Below are 19,047 nucleotides of genomic sequence, written 5' to 3'. Positions count from 1 at the left end.
CTTGGATAGGAGGACATGCCATGGAGCAATCGAATGTCGAGAAATTATTTAAATGTATTGATGAAGTAACTGAAATTATACAGAGTGCAAAAGAAGAAATCTACCTAGAAAGTTTGATTTTATCATTAGATATCCTCTTGTCTGATGAAGCTCGGGATGAATTGGATGATATTACAAAACGTAAAATTACAAAACTCGTTCAAACTTTTAATGAAGTAGAATTTGACGCAGAAACTTATCGAAAAGCTATTGGTCTTTCTATTCTTAAAGGGATGAAGGGTGCAGCACAACCGCAGCATTTAATGACACCTGATACGGTTAGCCTTTTGATCAGTTATCTGGTGAACAAATTAATTGATAAAAAGGGACAAGTAACCATTTTTGACCCTGCTAGTGGAACAGCAAACTTGCTTACGGCTGTGTTAAATCAAATGGAAAATCCCGTCAAAGCGTATGCTTCAGAAGTGGATCAAACTTTAATTGAAATAGCTGTATTAAATGCGAATTTGCAGAGAAGAGAAGTTAGTTTCTATCATCAAGATAGTTTAAGACCTTTTCTAATAGAGCCTGTAGATATGGTTGTCACAGATCTTCCTGTAGGCTATTATCCGGATGATGTGACAGCTGGTGAATATCAGCTGAAGTCAGATGAGGGACATTCTTATTCACACCATTTATTTATAGAGCAAAGCTTGAAGTATTTAAAAGATAGTGGATTCTTTGTAGGAGTTATTCCGGAATTTTTGTTTGAAAGTGATCAATCGGATAAATTACATGCGTTTCTACATGAAAAAGCGCATATTGTTGGTGTGATCCGATTACCAGAAACCTCTTTCAAATCAAAAAATCAGGCGAAAAGTGTATTAATCTTGCAGAAAAAAGGGAAAGGTACAAAAGAACCGAAACAACCGTTGCTTGTACAATTACCTTCATTTAAAAATGCTCGTGCAATGGCAGATATCGTGGAACAAATGAATCAATGGTTTACATCTTATCCAAATAGGATTAAATGAGAATATAGGAGTGGAATAACATGAGTAATGTATTAGCAATTAATGCTGGAAGTTCATCTTTAAAATTTCAGCTTATTTCAATGCCAGAAGAAAAAGTAGCTGCAATTGGGCTGGTAGAAAGAATCGGATTGTCGGATTCTATTTTTCAAATAGAAGCAAACGGACAAAAAGACAAGACGGTAACGGATATACCGGATCATAGTGTTGCGGTTAAAATGCTATTAGATACGTTAATTTCTACAGGCGTTATTAAATCCTTTGATGAAATTGATGCAGTCGGACACCGTGTTGTTCATGGTGGAGAAACTTTCTCTGATTCTGTTTTATTAGATGAGGATGTTATCCAAAAAATTGAGGAAATATCTGAGTTAGCTCCTTTGCATAACCCTGCTAACTTAACAGGAATACGTGCATTTAAAGAAATCCTTCCTCATGTACCAATGGTAGCTGTCTTTGATACTGCTTTCCATCAATCTATGCCAGAATCATCTTATTTATACAGCTTGCCAAGAAATTACTATGAAGATTATGGCATTCGTAAATATGGTTTCCACGGAACTTCTCATAAATATGTTTCCGAACGGGCGGCAGAACTGTTAGGCAGACCGTTAGAAAGTCTTCGCTTAATTTCTTGCCATATTGGTAATGGAGCTAGTGTTACAGCAATTAAAGATGGTAAATCAATTGATACTTCTATGGGCTTCACACCGCTTGCCGGGGTTACAATGGGAACAAGGTCCGGGAATATTGACCCTGCATTGATTCCTTATATTATGCAGCGTACTGGTAAAACAGTGGATGAAGTATTACATGTACTAAATAAAGAAAGCGGCATGTTGGCATTATCCGGATTCTCCAGTGATCTACGTGATATCCAAGATGAAGCAGATACAAATCCTCGTGCTGAACTTGCATTAGACGTATTTGCAGGAAGAATTCACAAATATATCGGTTCTTACGCTGCGAAGATGAATGGCGTCGATGCGATTATTTTCACTGCTGGTGTAGGAGAAAACAGCATAATCACACGTGAAAAAGTTCTTACTGGTTTAGAATTCATGGGAATTTATTGGGATCCGAAATTAAATGAAGTTCGCGGCAAAGAACAATTTATTAACTATCCACACTCTCCGGTAAAAGTAATGGTCATTCCAACCAACGAAGAAGTGATGATTGCACGCGATACAATGCGTTTAAGTCGCTGAAACCTTGATATGACAACGTTTGTGGTTGATTTTAATATTCAGACAATATGATTTAAATTAATTTTGTCTTGGTTGTAACCACTACTAAAATAGATCTTTTTTCTATGTAAAAACTACATGGAGGGAGGTCTATTTTTTTATGCCAAGGCCACAAGATAGAAAGACGAAAAGCTATAAGAAAATAAAAAGAACATACTCGATTGATGATGCGCGTAATTTCGTAATTAAAATTAAAGAATTAGAAGGATTGTCTAAAAATACAATTCATGGTTATGAAAAGTTTTGGAATGACATGGACAGGTTTTTCGATGAAAAGATGAATGTTGCTGATTTAACAGCAGATGATGCGCGAGATTTCATGCACTGGCAACTTTATGAGAAAACGCCATTTCTAAAATCAATACGCTATGACCCAACTAAAAAAGGTATATCACCAGTGAGTGCAAACACTTATTTAACTTATGGGAAAACGTCTTTTAAAATACTTGAGCAAGAGGGGATCACAACTAATATCTTTTCAAGCATTCCTAAGATTAAAGAAAGGCAGAAGAAGGTTGACACTTTAACCGTCAATGAATTAAATAAACTCTTCAAATCAATGGATAAAGGGATTTATACAGAATTCCGTGATTATGTAGCTTGCTTCGTGATGTTAGATTCTTTTGGCAGAGTTGATGAAGTTCTAAGCGTGAAAAAAACGGATATTGATTTTCAGCATAAATCGATCACTTTTCAACGTACTAAAAATAGGCGTGTCAGAACAATCCCTTTAACAAATCAATCGATGAAACTAATTGAAGAATTGCTTGATGAAACAGAAGACTTTGAAAGTGAGTATCTGTTTTTATCGGTTTTTGGAACTCGTTTAAGACCCGACACATTCAGAAAACATTTGAGAGAGATTGTAGAACGTTCGGGAATTAAAAAACGTGTTCATCCCCACCTATTTAGACATACGGCAAGTAAGATGTTTCTTGAACAAAATGGCTCAATCAGAGTGTTGCAGCAGATATTAGATCATGCCGATAGTTCAACAACAGCTCGGTATGCTCATGTATTAGATGATACCGTCAAAGCACAACATAAACAGTTTACACCAATCAATATGCTCAAAAAGAAAGCTAAGACAAGGACAAAAAGGGGAGAATCGAGAAAATGAAGGTTACTAATGATGGTGAAAATATAAAAATTGAAGCTAGTTTTATTGAAGCGTCAGAGATTCTCAATGTATTGAATAAATATTGGATAGTTAACAACGACGAAAAGATACAGAAATTAGCATATCAACTAAGTAATCCTAAAGTTATTTTAAAATAAAAAAATAACAGGGTATTGGCGTACCCTGCCTTGTTTAAAACTATACAATCCCATAACTGAATATGGAATTACCCTATCCTCATTATATCAAAAAAATTGATATGTGCAAGGTTTATTAAGTATTGTCTTTTTTAGGGTATTCCAGACGTGGACAAGCCAACTAATACGTCTATAATCTAACCTTGACAGGTAATGACCCAGCCATCGCTTAAAATGGGGATAGGTGACAAATATACAATTCCCTATTTTTGTATGTCGCTGAATGGTGCTAACGACCACAAACGGTTAGGCATAGGAAGGAAGGATAGGAGTAGATATACTCGCAAAATGAATCACATACCACTGTCAGGGCTATCTGAAACAGTAGATTCATTGGGAAGAATATTCCCCGACAAAATAGGGTCATACTATACGGAAACCATAATCCGATATACGATGTTGCTTGTCTATGTTCATTGATTTTTTTATCTTTGAATGTAGGCAACAACCTTTCGCCTAGCCGTTTTCCATTTCCTCAACCGATGTTGCCAGACAGCTCAAATCAAATCAAGTGTAACATCCCAAAAAAGCTAAAAAATCTTATAAAATATTTACGCCAAAACCCAAACATAGATAGAAAGTATATCCCAAGAAAAAAATAAGAAAAGTTACTAAAAAAACAACCTGTTTATTTTGGTATTTCTGTTTATAATAATAAGAGATAATTTAAAAGGAGATAATTCAATGAAAAAAGAGGTAAAAAATTTACAGAATCAAGTTTACATTTATAGTATTCCGACGAATGCTTTATTTAGTGATCGGGAGGTTGCTATACATAAAGCTAAATCAGAAGAAAAAGAATTGGTAAAGCAATTGAAGGATGAAAGGGACAAGAAATTAAAACTAGCTACAAACGAACGTGTGAAAGAATTAAATGAAGCACTACATAATGAATTTGATAAGCATGAAGGGAAACGTGTACTTAGAAAAGAATTCATCAAAGACGTTCATCTAATCAGCTTATTTGATAGCAATTTAACCCGTACATTAGGAATGGAAATCAATGCAGCATCAATGGATGTTATAACTATCCGTACATACCACCAAGCTATATTAGAAGATTTAATACACAACGGCTTTACATATTACGATAAACAGAATGACGAACACATAGATTATCAATACTTCACATCAAGTGCTGGGGGAATTCGAGAAAAGAAGTCAATGTGGATCCGTAAAGACAAATGGCAGCAACACAAGGACACCTTGACTTGTGGTTTAGATAAAACTGACATCAATCGTAAAAATGGTATGATTACAAATAAATATCAATCGTACTTGGCCATGAACGCCACAGCTAGTGTGGAATGGACTGACTTTAACATAGATCAAGTGGTTGTCGTTGATGATTTAGAAATGATGGTTACTGGCAAAGTCGATTACATTGATAAGGATACATATGAAATCACGCCTAATGTTGAAAAGACTCTTCCAATGGAAATTAATGATGGCGTGGGGCTTATCTTACCCGAGCTATCAGAAAAGAACTTCCAGTATCGTGCACCTTGGCAGAAAGGGTTATTGGCAAGCTATGACTTTCTTAAACAAGCAAAAATGTATGGTAACACTAAGATTACTGATATTTACGGTGATACATATGATATTGTAGATGATAATATCAAGATTATTCTGACTAAATCGCAATTTAAAGCACATTTATATTATAACAACTGGAACGATTATAAAGCCAAATTCAAGAAATATGACTGTAAAGCTAGTATTGTGAATGTTGAGGATGATGAATTTAATGACGGATTGCTAAACTATCAATTTATACAAACTTTAACAGATGTTTCTGGTAGTGAATTAGAGGAAATAGTTGCCGAAACGGTCGAAGCTATTGAATTAATGGGGAATGACCAACAGACAATGCTTGAAAGTTTAGGGGTTACGGATGATAAAAAACACTTAAACTCCTTGCAGCAAGCTTTAAAAATATATCCAGAATTGCTGAATGATACATATAGTCGTGAAATTATTAAAAATAAGAGAAGATCCATGATTAAACAAGCAAAAGCCGGCAAATTAAAAGTTGCCAGTCGCTATACATACATATTACCCGATTTATATGAATTTGTTTCATGGCTGTTTACTGGTGAATTAAAGCCATTACTAAAAGAAGATGAGGTTTATTGTAATCTTTACGATAGTGGGAAAGTCTCAATCGCACGCAGTCCCCATTTATCAAGAGAACATGGAATCAAAATGAATGTGATTGATGAAGCTAAATCAGAATGGTTTACAACAAATGCCATTTATATTTCTAATCATTCATTCCTTCCACGATTGCTGCAGTGTGATTTCGATGGGGACATGGTTAACGTATTTGAGCCAAATAGTAAATTTGTAGAAATTGCTGAACGTAATATGACTAACGATAACATCATTCCGATTTATTATGAAGAGCCGACTGCTGAAACATCACAAATCACAAATGAAAACATATTCAATAACCTTATCAATTCGTATAAGGTTTCGATAGGTGAGAAATCAAATGAAATCACACGTTTTTGGAATGGTGATTATTCTAATCTTGATGTGGTGAAATGGTTAACTTTTGAAAATAATCTGATGATCGACTATGCTAAAAACTTGTGGTTGCCAAAACGTCCAGATCATGTAGATAAGATCATTAAGGAATCAATTCAAGGCAAAGTACCTCGGTTTTTCCAATATGCGAAAAACAAAAAGATTAAAGATGTAGCTCCAATCAACAATAGTACAGTTAATCGCATCAATGAGTTAATTCCAACGAACAATATTAAATTAGAAGATGTGAACGGTGTATTTGATTACAGAATGCTCATGTCTAATCCGAAAGCCAGTATCAATAAAAATATTGTATCAGCATACACAGAATTAGATAGAAATAAAACGTGGCGAATGAATAGCGAACAAAGTCAAGGTAAACCGTATGTTTATCAAGCAATCAGAAATGAGTTGCTGGCAATTAATAAAGACTCTTATAAAGTTGCTGATGTTCTGATTAAATATCTATATGAAAATAAAAATAGCGAGTTTAAAACTACGTTATGGGAATGTTTCGGGAAAGAGATTATCTATAATTTAAAACAGAATGTAGGTAACACGAACCAATGTTCTCATTGCCACGCAAGAATCAAATCAGTAACTAATAAAAAGTATTGTTCAGATTGTGCTGAAAAGGCGAAAAGAGGAAAGCTTAAAGCGAGCTAAAGCTTGATGCATCAACGTTTTAATAAATATTAATAAATATATTTATAATCAGAGGGGCGATATTATCGAAAGTTTGAATAATATTGTCCTTCTATTTTTATCGAAACAAAAAGGTTCTCTAAGAGAGAATAAAATTTAATTTTATCATACCCACGTAAATTTGTAAAGTGTTTCTTTCAATTACCTCCAATATAATTCAACTGTAAATTTTTACCTTTCAAGAATTATATTACCCTTTTCCCTCCTTGGTTAAGATTTCATATTTTCACCTCAACTTTCTGATGGTAGTTTAAAACTACCTCTTTTTTACTCATAATTATTAATTTGCATAATCTTACTATGGAAAGGGGGAACGCTGATGGATATAACAGCAATCCCAATTGAAAACTGGCTGCAGCAAGGCATATTTGCTTTATTATTTGTGTGGCTATTGTTTAACCAACAGAAAGATTCAAAAGCACGAGAAGAGCGTTTAATGGAGCATTTAAATAAAACAACAGACACGCTCGACACATTAAGCCAGCGCATGGAAAACGTAAGTACAAAGGTTGATCATATTGACACTAGATTAACAAAATTTGAAGCGAAGGGGGATAAGTAGATGGCAGAAATAACAGAAAAAGCATACGAAAGTTTACGTCAGTACATCATCGACCAATGGCATTATATAGAGCTGCAAGATGAAGATGGTAATCCTATCATTAGATTGTCACCAGACGATCCACGAGTTGAGTGGGTACATGAATTGATTGAAAAAGAAGAGCAAGTTTTAAAAGGATACGATCCGATGGGTTACCCGATTTACGAAACTAAAATAATCAAAAAACTACCTAACACATTACAGATTCAAATTATTATCAAGGGTGTTGACATCTCCACGCCTAAAACATTCGCTAAGTCAGCCATTTATGATGTACGGAGCGATGGAGAGCCGTTAAGCATTGAATTGTTCACACCATTTGTAATGATTAATGAAAATGACAGCATTACAGTTGTACATAATATCGAAGTCCCGCAACTATAAGGCGGTGGTCGAATGAATGTAACAGTAAATTCATTTATAAAACCTATTCATGCCAGCATTGATGAAAAAGATTTCCCACAGCACGTAATAATAGAAGTTGAGTCGCGAGTCTCTTCAATTGAGAGCAACACAGATCGTCATGTGGGCGTTTTTAGAAGTAGCGAGAGTATTCATCGCCTATCAATTCAAACGTTACTGTGACACCCCTAAGTGGTTCAGAAGAGATTCGAGAAGTTTCAAGTCATGTAGGTGCACTAAACTCAAATGTTGTCACTGATATTTTCAGACAACCTTTGTTTATTTTAAGGGACATAACGAGTCATGTGGAGCCAATACAAGCTAGTACAGACGTTTCAACGTACATTACGCCTATTCCTATTCGGGCAACCATAACGGTATTAGAAAGCCATTCTGTGGCTTTTAGTAGTCATAATTTATCTACATATTCTTCTATACAAAATCCTTCATACTGTGAGGTGGTCAAATGATTTTAACAGGCGATACAGTTCGATTGATCTGCAATTTTAAAAGGTTTGATGGACAAGCTATTGATCCAAAAAATATAACTTTAACAATTTACGATAGCAATCGAAAACAAATTGAACAGTTTTCACTTGATGACAGTAATCGCAAAGACGTAGGTCTCTATTTTTATGATTATGTAGTCCCGGACGAACTGGAAATTATATTCGAATTTAAGGGAATATATAGTTTCTTCCCTGTTGTTGTAAGGGATTCGTTCACAACAAAATTTAATTAGGAGAGATTTGAATGGCAGAAGAAAATTTCACGCAAGAACAAGTAAATGAAGCAATCGAGGATGCTAAAACAGAATGGATTAATAACGAACTGGATCCAATTGTTGCAGAGCGCGACAACCTACTCCAATACAAGCCAAAAGAGCTATCAGAAGAAGAGAAACAATTTAAACAACAGCAACAAGACTTCTTTAATCAAAAGGTTGACTTCCAATTAGAGAAAAACGGATTGACTCAATTTAAAGACATTATCAAAGTTGATAATGAAGAAGAATTGAATACAGTTGTCGATTCACTAACACAAATTGTCAAGCAAGTAAAATTGGATTCTGGTTATGTCCCAGAGGAGCACTTAAAAGAGAGTGAGTATGAAAAATATTCTAAAGCTAGGGACGTTCAAGGAATGATCGGAGTAAAGTTAAGCAAGTTATTTAAGTAGGTAAATAAGTTAGTTCAACTGGTAATGAAGAAAAGGGCGTTAAATGCACGCGCAATAAGGGAAGTAACGGTTACCCACCTCATTACCAAGCTGTAATTACCAAAGGTATTACCAGAAGTATTTCTTAAAGTAAATAAGTTAGAAATGGGATAGGTAAAAAATATTCAATGTATAAAAAAATAAAACTATAAAAAGGATGATTATATTGTTTAAATCAGATAATTTTACACCAGTCGAACAAATTTCACTAGCTCAAGAGGTTACGAAAATCGGCATACAGCAAACGCCTCTTACATCTTTATTAATGTCCAAAGGTGTAGAGAAAGCAACCTCTACTATCTACACTTTCAGAGAGAAAACTTTATCTCATGATGAGGATATTACCGCAGCAGAAGGTGCAGAAACTACTGAATTTCAAACCACTTCTAGACGTGAGCTAAACAACGTGCTTCAAATCTTTAAAAAAGCCGTTGCTATTAGTGGTTCTGCTCAAGCTATGAACGGTGGTCAACTCAATAAGGAGTTAGAAGACCGTCTTTTTGAGTTGAAGGTGAACATGGAAAAAGCATTAATTAATTCCCTTAAAGATGATGGCTCAACAACTGGCGTCCGTAAAATGTCCGGCTTAATCGAATTTGCAGATCCTACAAATGCCGTAACTGCAACTGGTACTGTGACAGAAGATGATGTTAAGAAGATGGCGCGCAAATTGTGGGAACAAGACCTTGCAGAAGGGACTATTTATGCATTGGTGAACGCAGACATTAAAGAAACCATTGATTCTATCTACGTTGATCGCTATAACTACAACCACGTGACAACTAACTTCGGGGCGTTGGCAGAGAGTGTAAATACGAATTATGGGAAAATTAATTTTATTCTTAGCAAACACGTACCTTCTGATAAAGTTGTATTTTTCAATGATAATTATGTAGACCTTGCGTACCTTCGAGAGCCAGTATTATCTCCGTTGGCTAAATCTGGTGATAGTGATAAATTTCAAGTAGTTGCAGAAAGCACACTAGTTGTTAAATCACCTAAAGGCGTTGGTGTAGCTACTTTAGAAAAAGAATAATAATAAGGGGTATCCATTTTATTGGGTATCCCTTCTTTAATTTAAAAGGAGAATCAAGATGAATGATAGAGAAGAATATTGGTTAAAAAGGAGAAGGAAGAAACTGACCCACAAAGAGATCGCCAAAGCTATTTCATGCTCACAGAGCTTGATTTCGCGTTACGAGACCGGGGATTGTGAAATGGGTAAAGAAAAGGTTGAGCAATATAAAAAATATATAGACAGTATGTAATTTTCAAATGAAAGACGTATTTTATCGGAAAATAAACGTTGATATATCAAGGTTTTAGAGGTCTAAAAAAATCATAAATATGAATCGGAAAGTTGAGGTGAAGGTGTGAAAAATTTAACTTAACACTTCTTCTAAAGGGGGGATTTTAGGAGAGGTGAAAGACGTGTGAAGATAATATTTCACATGGTATGAACGAAAAATTAAAGAAAAGATTTCCAGAATGGTGCTTTGATAATAAAAAATATGCAACAGTGTTATCTAATGACATAGATAGCTTGGTCGGCAATATGATTGAAAAGAAAATAAATGGAAATGAAATCAATTATTTCTATGATTTCAACAATCAGTATGTCATGGACAAGGATAATCATTTAGAACGGCTAGCTATTGATTTAGCTACTACCAGTGGCAAATGCTGGGATAATCATGTCACAAGATTAAAAAAGAACAACAAAGTAAATCCAGAATCAGCGAATATCAACTCAATTTTAGCAATAAGTGGCGATAACTACTATACGAAATACTCCATGTCGAGCGCAATTAAGATGTGGTCATTTTATAATTTGCCTTTACCTTCTACAAAAGTCGGAAAGATGACGCTATTAGCTATAGACGTGGGATTCAAGGGGCATTATGATTCGAGATTTAAAGAAGTCCATAATAAATATTTAAAATTATTAGGATTTGATGAGCTGATTGTCCTGTTAAATGAAACAAAAAAGCAGGATTACTATGATTTAATCAAGAAATATAAGCTATATGAACATATAGAATTGGATGAGAACGGTAAGTTGCGAACAGAATTACCTTTATCAGAGTTATCAGAAGTCCTGGAATTGGATTTAAAATTACCATCGCAGCCATTTACCTTGCAAACTGAATATAAAAGTATTGGACGGTATATAAAAGGTGATGAAAAAGGAAGTCTGAATAAAAAAGTAATCAGTTTCGCTCTAACTAGTAGAAGTCTTTACAAGTTTACAATGGAAAAATGAAGGAGAATAAAGCTATGACTGTACGCAATGAAGATTTATTCTATTGTTATTCACGAAAATTATCGGATTACATTTATGAAAAAAGTGATCCTAAGATTGTTCCTTTAACAATTGCAATCAACCCAAAAAGTGGAAGAACATTTTCCCTTTATTCTAAATCAGCATCTTTACAAGTGGTTTTGGATCAGTATAAAAGAGAAAATTAATAAGAAAAAAGATGTTAAAAATCACATGAATTTATTACACTATGGTAAAATCGTGTTAAATTTAACATCTTTTTTAAAAAAACATGTTAAAAATTACATCTTTTTTCTTTACCATCTAGTAAAATTGTGTTAAATCTAACATAGAATTGCTATGTATACATATATACTATATTACATATAAACTACACATATAGGTTTGTGTGTTTGTTTTTTATTTTAAAATTAATTTAAAAGGAGAAAATCTAAAATGAAAAAAAGTAATGGTCAATTTGTAATGTTGTACAATGAGTTTCGTGAAGAGGGTGGAAAGTATCATCTAACAATTGATGAGCTGTACCTGTATTCAGTTTTAAGACGTTTGGTAAATTTTAAAGATGAAACTATTGTGAATGTAGATGTACTTGAACAGTATTCTCGTGTTCCATTTCATAGTCGAGCAACAGAAAGCAAGAAAATTATCAAACAAACTTTATCTACGCTGAAAGAAAAAGGTTTAATTAACATTGAAGGTGAGTTGACTAAGAACAGCCAACTATTAAAGATTACATTTAATTATACTTTTGGCGAAGGCCATGAACAAATTAATTTCGATGACTTTGACAATGTAACAGATAAAACTTTATTTTATATTTACTTTGTTGTGGCGAGCTGGAAGAAGGTTAAAGGCGGCTTTGCGTCATCTTATGGTAGATGGGCAAGTATCCTTGATGTATCGTCTAAAACAGCCGAAAAGTATATTAATCTAGCTATTGAAAAAGAGCTTATTTATCGTAGTTACAGTGATTACACGGATGAAATGGCTAGAAGTGGCCAAAAGAAACGTGATACATATAAATACAGTTTAACACCTTTTGAAGATAAGAAAAAAGAACAAGATAAACCTCAAGAGTCTTTACAAATTGATAGTGATTACCCATTTAATACAGGCAATTGGTTGAAAGAAGAACGAATTGATTTAACAGTTGATGATTACATCATTTACCTTGAACAAATGAAAAAAGATGATCCAATATCTCAAGATTTTGTTGCTGATTGTAATAAAAGACGAAAAGTTATTTTCAGTAAAAATGATAAATTTAAACATGTTGAAGAAAAATTAAAAAAGTCAGCAGAAGAAGAAATTTCTAATCGAGAACAGAAGAAGAAACAAGCAAAAGAGCAGCAAAAGGAACAAGATAAAATGGATCAAATCAAGGATGGGAAAATCCTTGTAGAGCGCTTGAAATCGGGCGCTACAGATCCATTTGACAATGAAGAAGTTTACTTGGATAGTTTTAATAAAGTACAGTTAGGCGATGGGTTCTACTTCATAGATTCTAACAATGAACTAACTTCAACTACAATAGATGCACTTGTTACTGGACGGACTGAAGACTTGGATTTCTATCATTATTCCGATGATGCTAAGGACGAATTACTTTATAAATTAAAGGAAATTGTTCACTTTCATGGCCGTTTCGATATAAATGTTGTTGAAAAGAAAATGGAATCAATCAGAACAGAGATTGCTCGTACTTACAATGCAAATAAACTCTACGATGAAGATTGGGAAGGTGACTTGTTTCATGATTCAATGGGCATGGAGCAACCAGTAAATCTGACTTTACAGGAACGTAAGCGTGAATTTGATAATAAATATAAAATTACATTGTAAGTCCTAACGTCTTGTTGGGACTTTTTTTATTTTAAAATTAATTTAAAAGGAGAATCCAATTAATGATATTAAAAGACGCTCTTAAAAAAGTATTTTGGAAAAAGGCAGAATATTTCAAGTGGAAGTTTGATATACGGTATGACCAGCGCATGCCGAAGAAAACAGAAGAAGAATTAATGAAATATACGGACGTTAAAACAATGAATAGCTTTTATGATTGGGAGAAAACGCCAGAGTATAAAGCTTTGCTTCAATTATATTTGGATTACAAAACTACCCAAGACTTTGAAGAAATATATAATCTCATTTCAGATCGTGCGAAGGATAAAGGCGAGGACAAAGACGTTAAACTTTTTCTGCAGCTTAGAAAAGAAATAAGAGAAAATAATAAAATTGTTGATGAAATATTTAATGGTACAGATGACGATGAAGAAATTGACGATTTAGAGTTGTAGAATGGGGGTGACTAAATGGCAGTAGCTATGACAAGAAAACAAAAATTGCAAAAGATAATGGATTCATTTGAATTGTTTGCGAAGAACTTCATATTCATCGTAAATACTCAAAATGAAATTGTGCCTATGAAACTTAACAAGGCGCAAGAAGAAATTACAGGACTCATGGAAGATCATCGTTACATAATTTGTAATAAAGCCCGTAGAGCCGGAATTTCTACTCTAATGCTGGCGAAGGCAATCTATGAAGCATGTATACAACCAAACAGTCAAATTTTAATTGTTTCTTATGAAGGAGATAGTGCCAAGGCATTATTTAATACATTAAAGTTTATGAATGACAACCTTCCAAGAGACAAAAATCCTGGTCTGTTCCCAGATACAAAACGTGATAATAAAAATGAATTATTACTAACAAATGGAAGTCGTGTTGTGAGTACGGTTGCTGGGTATAAGGACATTGGCCGAGGTATGAGTATATCATGGGCGCATCTTTCGGAGTTTAGTTTCTATTCCAATCAAGAGGAACAATTATTATCTATCGAACAGGCATTAATAGATAAGGGAAGAATTTCCATAGAAACCACTTCAAACGGTATTGGTAATTATTATTACACTCTTTACCAGCGTTCTAAGCGCGGCAATTCCAAGTATAAAAATTACTTTGTTCCTTGGTTTCATCCCTTTTATAAGGAAAGTAAAAAAGGCGAATACGATGAGGCCGAACAATGGTACAAAGCCAAGTATGGAAAGCGCCTTGCTAAAAAAGATTTGGAGGGTGAAGAGTTACGTTTATACAATGAGGGCGCAGATTTAAGGCAATTAATGTGGAGAGACTTCAAGCTGCAAGACGTTCCCCTAGAATCCTTTTTCCAGGAATATCCAAGCAATGACATGGAGTCCTTCATATCGTCGAATAAATCGGTCTTTGACCAAAATAAAGTATTAGAACGTATTAATTATGTTATCCCACATATTCCATTCAATGAGCTTCAAGATGTTCCCGAAAGCTTGCGTAAATACATAGGAAAAGAATTGAAAATCTTTCATGAATATAATTCTAAAATAAAATACTTTTATGCCGGTGTTGATGTGGCGCATGGCAGCGGTAATGGGGATGCCTCCACATGCACAATTATTGATGAAGAAGGCGTAGAAGTAGCTAGCTTTGGTACGAACAAATTACCAGTTTATAAATTCACAGATGTCCTTTATGACTTGCTGATGTGGTACGGGCAACCGTTTACAGCTATTGAAAGAAACAATGTGGGCGTTGTGGTACTCGAAAAAATGAAGGATGAGAAACAATATTACAATTTATATAAGGAAAAACTCTTCACACAAAAGGGTAGTCGTAGGTCACAACTTGGCTTCCTTTCGAATCAAAATAATAAACCGGTGCTTTTGGAGAAATTTAAAGAAAACTTTGAGTTAGGGCGTATCCTTATCAATGATGTTGAGACTCTGGAACAGATGCAAATTTATCAAAATATTAATAATAAATTAGGAAATAAGCAAGGCGAAAATTTACACGATGACAAGGTAATAAGCGCTGCATTAGCAAACTTGGCGAAAGATCAGAATAAGTGGTATGTATAAGAGCCATAGAATGCAATTAGTTGAACCATTACCCACAAAGTTAAAAGTAAATGCAACACAGGGCGTTTCTCAGCGTCAATTTTCGATGAAAGGAATGATGAAATGGATTTAAATGAATATATTAGTGGCAGATATGATGGACTTGAAGATTTTGTGAAGAGTGAAGTTGGCAATGTTAGCCAGCAACTACATATGAATCAGATAACAGACATAAAAGAGTATTTAGGAAAGAACGTACATAAGATTCACAAAAGGCCAAATGAAACATTTAATAATGAAGTAGTAGAGGTCGAACGGATTACTTTGAATTATGCCAAGACAATTATCAATTTTAGTATTAATTTCTTGTTGGGGCGCAGTCCTGTTCAATTATCGGGAACAGAGGATGTTGTCAAAGAATTAAATCGCGTCTACAGGAAAGGGAAATATCATAAAACAGATTATAAAATACTTTCTCATTTAATTCGTTATGGTGAAGCTTTCGAATATGTATATGTGAAAAATAATAATATTTATAGTCATATTATCGATCCATCCGAAGCTTATCCTGTTTATGATCCAGAGACAAACGAGATGTTGGCATTTATTCAGTATTATCATAGCGATTACACGGATTATTATGTTCTGTTTACAGAGGATTTAGTTTATAAATATAATGATTCGCAAGGTGAAGAGATACGGTTAGTTGAGCAGCGTGCTAACAATACTGGACTTCCTATACATTATAAGACCGAGAACGAATATGACAATACCAGAGGATACAGCGAGGTGCTGGATTACATAGAGATTATTGACAGTATGGAATCGTTGTTATCTAAGGCAGTCGATGGTTACTATCGTCACATTATGGGTACGCCTGTTAGTGTAGGCAGAACTTTGACTAATGTAGATCTACCTAAGCATGGCAATGGTTTTGGAATTGCTTTGGATGATGATGGAGATTTTAAATATGTTACTAATCCATTCGACCATAACGCGTTTAAAGAATTGTATGGAACATTGAAAAATGCTTTGGGTGATATATCTTCAATGCCGAATGTGTTGTTGAATGGAAGTAGTACGATTAGTAATGTTGGTGACGTAGCAATTGAATCTATATTTTACTTGTCGTTAATCAAAGCTAATATGAATAGTAAGTATCTTCAAGATGGCTTTGAGACTCGAATACAGAAAATGAGGGATGTACTGGAAATGCAAGGGATCACATTTAATGACGATGATTATGAACGAGTGCAATTTGTATTCAGTCCGAACATGCCGAAAGATGATAAACAATTAGTTGAGATTATTGAAAAGCTTAAAGATATTGGAGCAATCAGTGTTGAAACTATCTTGGATAATGTTTCATTTATTGATAAGGTGAGCGAGACAGAACGATTAGCCAAGGAGAGTATAACACAAGGTAATAAAGATGAGCTAAGTGACTGATGCTATTGATATTATTTTTAGTGGGATGATATACTGGATTTAGAAGGGTCAACATTACAGGTAAATGCTGATATAATAGGAAAAATGGATGGGGAATGTATGCTAAAAATTTCTCTTCCTGTTACACTGGGAATTCCCGGGCGTGCCGTAATTGGTGTCCCTATAATAAAATATCTGAAAATTTACCTGTTTTGATCCTAAAATGATGCTGAAACGTTGGTATTTTAGCGTTTGTCTACATAACTATAATTATACGGACATAAATATGAGTGATTTTATACATTTTGGAGTTGTTAAATATTCTAATAAATAGGTTTAAACCTTGATGTAACAGCAATGTATAAAAAATGTATATAGAATAAAATGATCGTCATCACAAACGTTGATATATCAAGGTTTTATAGTTACATCATTACGTCAAAACTATATTTTACGTAATAATCTACGTATATATATGCACGAATATTCACTCCCCCTTGCCAATATAGTCCCCTAGCATATCAAATGTTGCCCGCCCAGAAAAAATAAGAAAATAGGAGGTTTTTATCATAAATAATATCCAACGGTTACAAATGGAAACGAAAGGTATTCCACTAGATCAATCAGAATTAATCGTATATCTTGATGAGAATGATTTACCACCACACGACGAATATAATCCCAAATCACCAACTAATAAGCGTAATATATATAGAGCTTCGTTATCGGCATTAGAATCAATCGCCAACTCTCCATCCACATTAAAAAATATCAAAATGGACGATATGACGGTTCAAGATTTTGCTACAAATATTCAAAATCGGATTGACCAACTCGAATATAAAATTAGAAAGCTTAAAACGGATGAGCAATCGCAATTAAACTCAAACGCTTTTAGGTTATTTAGAAACTAAAGAAAGGGTGAGCAAATGTTAAATCAAGAATTTGATATTCTTATGGATGAATTTGCTGTTCCAATTCTTTTAAACAATGAAACAAAGGAACGTAAGGCAATCATATCCCACCAAAAACAATCCGATTCACTTCCTAACTTTGATGAGAAAACAATTAGCTGCAATTTTAAAATTAAACGTGGCGATGTAATCAAATATGAAGGTGTCGAATATCTAATTATCAGCGATATTCAGAGTAAACGTGGTTTTAAATATAAAGCTACAATACGACCGATGGAGAATGAATTTAATTTAAAGTATATGACAGATGGATATTTTGAAGAATATGATCCGTTGGGGAATCCAATATGGATTGAAGAGCCAGAAGAAGTAATAGTGGACTTACCATGTATAGCTTATCAAGACGGATCTTCATTTTTAGAGCTTGGTGGAAAAATTAATATACCGGATGATCGTGTTAAAGTTATCATGCCAGATGACGAATATGCCAATCAAATAGAATTAAATTCAGAACATTATCTATTAGAAAATTATTATCGAGTAAATAATATAGATTTATTCCAAAATGGTTTGCGTATATTTAATATGGAACAAATTCAATCTAGTAGATGAAACTATTCTATTAAATCCCTTGACTAACCACCACGAATTCTGTATATTATAGTTAATTACATAGGAAAAATACTATTATATTAAGGTTTATTAACTATCCACACTCTCCGGTAAAAGTAATGGTCATTCCAACCAACGAAGAAGTGATGATTGCACGCGATACAATGCGTTTAAGTAAATAATGGGGTTACACATTGTCTTTGCTTTATGTGTTAGGAAAATTACTTAAGGCAGCTATGCAGTAACCATTAAAAAGCTAATCTCTTTCTGTGTGTAAAAAATACATGCGAGGAGGTTGGCTTTTTTGCAGTTAAGAATTGCCGGGATGCGCCACAAATATAGCGCTACCTGCTATTGTTCCTTTCTCCAATCTTCTTTTAAACTTCGTGCTTCCACTTTTTTTATAAAGCTGTCTTTCCCCTTGCTATAACGTGTAATATCATTAGGAAAGGATAGAGCCAAATGCGACTTTAATTCTCCATATTCCTTTGCAATATCCGGGTGATTTCTTAAATAATTTCTAAAGGAAATATGTCTCTGAATTTCATGGATATTATCATACGGATAGGCATGAATATGATGGGTTCGGTTCTCATCGCCTTTACACATAAAACGTCTTCCTGGGAGTCCGTTTTCGCCAAGAAATTCGTATCCTATAGCTTCAATATGCTTCTGCTCTTGGTCCAAAAGGTTAATTATCATTTACTACAAGGAGCATATCAATAATTGGTTTTGCTTTTAAACCTTTGACAGATGTGCTGCCGATGTGAATGAGAGGAATGATATTATTCTTGTTTTTCAGGCTATTCTTAATTAAATAAGCCTCTTTTTGAAAATCCGACTCCCAGCTTTTTGAGAAAGCCAGCCCTTCAATTTTTCTCATGTTATGTTCCTTTCCATTCGTTCCT

The 19,047-nt window shown here is 34.1% G+C and carries 22 protein-coding genes and 1 pseudogene; 21 read left to right on the top strand and 2 right to left on the bottom strand.

Annotated features, from left to right (window positions below):
• The first annotated feature begins 20 nt into the window (after window positions 1-20).
• From KI343_RS05285 to KI343_RS20015, 21 genes and pseudogenes are all read left to right on the top strand, one after another.
• On the top strand, window positions 21-1,013 hold the full coding sequence (locus KI343_RS05285; RefSeq protein ID WP_212925390.1) for a class I SAM-dependent methyltransferase: 993 nt from the start codon (window positions 21-23) through the stop codon (window positions 1,011-1,013).
• Between the two features lie 20 nt (window positions 1,014-1,033).
• The gene (locus KI343_RS05280; RefSeq protein WP_212925389.1) at window positions 1,034-2,218 is read left to right on the top strand and encodes an acetate kinase; all 1,185 of its coding nucleotides are present in this window, start codon (window positions 1,034-1,036) and stop codon (window positions 2,216-2,218) included.
• A 139-nt stretch (window positions 2,219-2,357) separates the two neighbouring features.
• Window positions 2,358-3,377 carry a tyrosine-type recombinase/integrase gene (locus KI343_RS05275; RefSeq protein WP_212925388.1) on the top strand — a complete coding sequence of 340 codons (1,020 nt, stop codon included), beginning with the start codon at window positions 2,358-2,360 and terminating at the stop codon, window positions 3,375-3,377.
• Window positions 3,374-3,535: a hypothetical protein gene (locus tag KI343_RS05270; protein ID WP_212925387.1), complete on the top strand. Its 162-nt coding sequence runs from the start codon at window positions 3,374-3,376 to the stop codon at window positions 3,533-3,535. Before KI343_RS05275 ends, KI343_RS05270 begins: the two co-directional genes overlap by 4 nt.
• Before the next feature lie 723 nt (window positions 3,536-4,258).
• The gene (locus tag KI343_RS05265; protein WP_212925386.1) at window positions 4,259-6,769 is read left to right on the top strand and encodes a hypothetical protein; all 2,511 of its coding nucleotides are present in this window, start codon (window positions 4,259-4,261) and stop codon (window positions 6,767-6,769) included.
• A 358-nt stretch (window positions 6,770-7,127) separates the two neighbouring features.
• Window positions 7,128-7,370, top strand: coding sequence for a BhlA/UviB family holin-like peptide (locus KI343_RS05260; RefSeq protein ID WP_212925385.1), 243 nt, complete (start codon window positions 7,128-7,130; stop codon window positions 7,368-7,370).
• On the top strand, window positions 7,371-7,793 hold the full coding sequence (locus KI343_RS05255) for a hypothetical protein (protein WP_212925384.1): 423 nt from the start codon (window positions 7,371-7,373) through the stop codon (window positions 7,791-7,793).
• Window positions 7,794-7,805: 12 nt separating this feature from the next.
• Window positions 7,806-7,994: a hypothetical protein gene (locus KI343_RS05250; RefSeq protein WP_212925383.1), complete on the top strand. Its 189-nt coding sequence runs from the start codon at window positions 7,806-7,808 to the stop codon at window positions 7,992-7,994.
• A 283-nt stretch (window positions 7,995-8,277) separates the two neighbouring features.
• Entirely contained in the window at window positions 8,278-8,553 is a 276-nt protein-coding gene (locus tag KI343_RS05245; RefSeq protein WP_212925382.1) for a hypothetical protein, read from the top strand.
• Window positions 8,554-8,564: 11 nt separating this feature from the next.
• The gene (locus tag KI343_RS05240) at window positions 8,565-8,990 is read left to right on the top strand and encodes a hypothetical protein (protein WP_212925381.1); all 426 of its coding nucleotides are present in this window, start codon (window positions 8,565-8,567) and stop codon (window positions 8,988-8,990) included.
• A 205-nt stretch (window positions 8,991-9,195) separates the two neighbouring features.
• Window positions 9,196-10,065 (top strand): SU10 major capsid protein, encoded by an 870-nt coding sequence (locus tag KI343_RS05235; protein WP_212925380.1) that lies wholly within the window; start codon window positions 9,196-9,198, stop codon window positions 10,063-10,065.
• A 58-nt stretch (window positions 10,066-10,123) separates the two neighbouring features.
• Complete coding sequence (locus KI343_RS05230; RefSeq protein ID WP_212925379.1) at window positions 10,124-10,297, top strand: helix-turn-helix domain-containing protein; 174 nt, start codon at window positions 10,124-10,126, stop codon at window positions 10,295-10,297.
• A 188-nt stretch (window positions 10,298-10,485) separates the two neighbouring features.
• A complete protein-coding gene (locus tag KI343_RS05225) occupies window positions 10,486-11,292 on the top strand; it encodes a hypothetical protein (protein ID WP_212925378.1) in 807 nt (268 codons plus the stop codon).
• Between the two features lie 14 nt (window positions 11,293-11,306).
• Complete coding sequence (locus KI343_RS05220; RefSeq protein WP_212925377.1) at window positions 11,307-11,498, top strand: hypothetical protein; 192 nt, start codon at window positions 11,307-11,309, stop codon at window positions 11,496-11,498.
• A 247-nt stretch (window positions 11,499-11,745) separates the two neighbouring features.
• Window positions 11,746-13,152: a hypothetical protein gene (locus KI343_RS05215; protein ID WP_212925376.1), complete on the top strand. Its 1,407-nt coding sequence runs from the start codon at window positions 11,746-11,748 to the stop codon at window positions 13,150-13,152.
• Between the two features lie 62 nt (window positions 13,153-13,214).
• On the top strand, window positions 13,215-13,607 hold the full coding sequence (locus KI343_RS05210; protein ID WP_212925375.1) for a hypothetical protein: 393 nt from the start codon (window positions 13,215-13,217) through the stop codon (window positions 13,605-13,607).
• A gap of 15 nt (window positions 13,608-13,622) precedes the next feature.
• Window positions 13,623-15,206 (top strand): terminase large subunit, encoded by a 1,584-nt coding sequence (locus KI343_RS05205; RefSeq protein WP_212925374.1) that lies wholly within the window; start codon window positions 13,623-13,625, stop codon window positions 15,204-15,206.
• 102 nt (window positions 15,207-15,308) lie between these two features.
• On the top strand, window positions 15,309-16,634 hold the full coding sequence (locus tag KI343_RS05200) for a phage portal protein (protein WP_212925373.1): 1,326 nt from the start codon (window positions 15,309-15,311) through the stop codon (window positions 16,632-16,634).
• Between the two features lie 572 nt (window positions 16,635-17,206).
• Complete coding sequence (locus tag KI343_RS05195) at window positions 17,207-17,527, top strand: hypothetical protein (RefSeq protein WP_374705413.1); 321 nt, start codon at window positions 17,207-17,209, stop codon at window positions 17,525-17,527.
• A gap of 15 nt (window positions 17,528-17,542) precedes the next feature.
• The gene (locus KI343_RS05190) at window positions 17,543-18,139 is read left to right on the top strand and encodes a hypothetical protein (protein WP_212925372.1); all 597 of its coding nucleotides are present in this window, start codon (window positions 17,543-17,545) and stop codon (window positions 18,137-18,139) included.
• 86 nt (window positions 18,140-18,225) lie between these two features.
• Window positions 18,226-18,321: pseudogene (locus KI343_RS20015) on the top strand (hypothetical protein); the annotation flags it as partial.
• A 169-nt stretch (window positions 18,322-18,490) separates the two neighbouring features.
• On the opposite strand, the gene KI343_RS05185 reads toward KI343_RS20015, so the two are convergent.
• Both KI343_RS05185 and KI343_RS20450 read right to left on the bottom strand, forming a co-directional pair.
• Entirely contained in the window at window positions 18,491-18,841 is a 351-nt protein-coding gene (locus tag KI343_RS05185; RefSeq protein ID WP_306432541.1) for a GrpB family protein, read from the bottom strand.
• A complete protein-coding gene (locus tag KI343_RS20450; protein ID WP_306432540.1) occupies window positions 18,831-19,022 on the bottom strand; it encodes a GrpB family protein in 192 nt (63 codons plus the stop codon). The genes KI343_RS05185 and KI343_RS20450 overlap by 11 nt, the downstream gene beginning before the upstream one ends.
• Window positions 19,023-19,047 lie beyond the last annotated feature (25 nt).

Origin of the sequence: Oceanobacillus sp. J11TS1 (assembly GCF_018333215.1) — a bacterium.
Lineage (GTDB): Bacteria > Bacillota > Bacilli > Bacillales > Amphibacillaceae > Oceanobacillus.
This window is presented reverse-complemented; position numbering and strand designations above follow the sequence as displayed.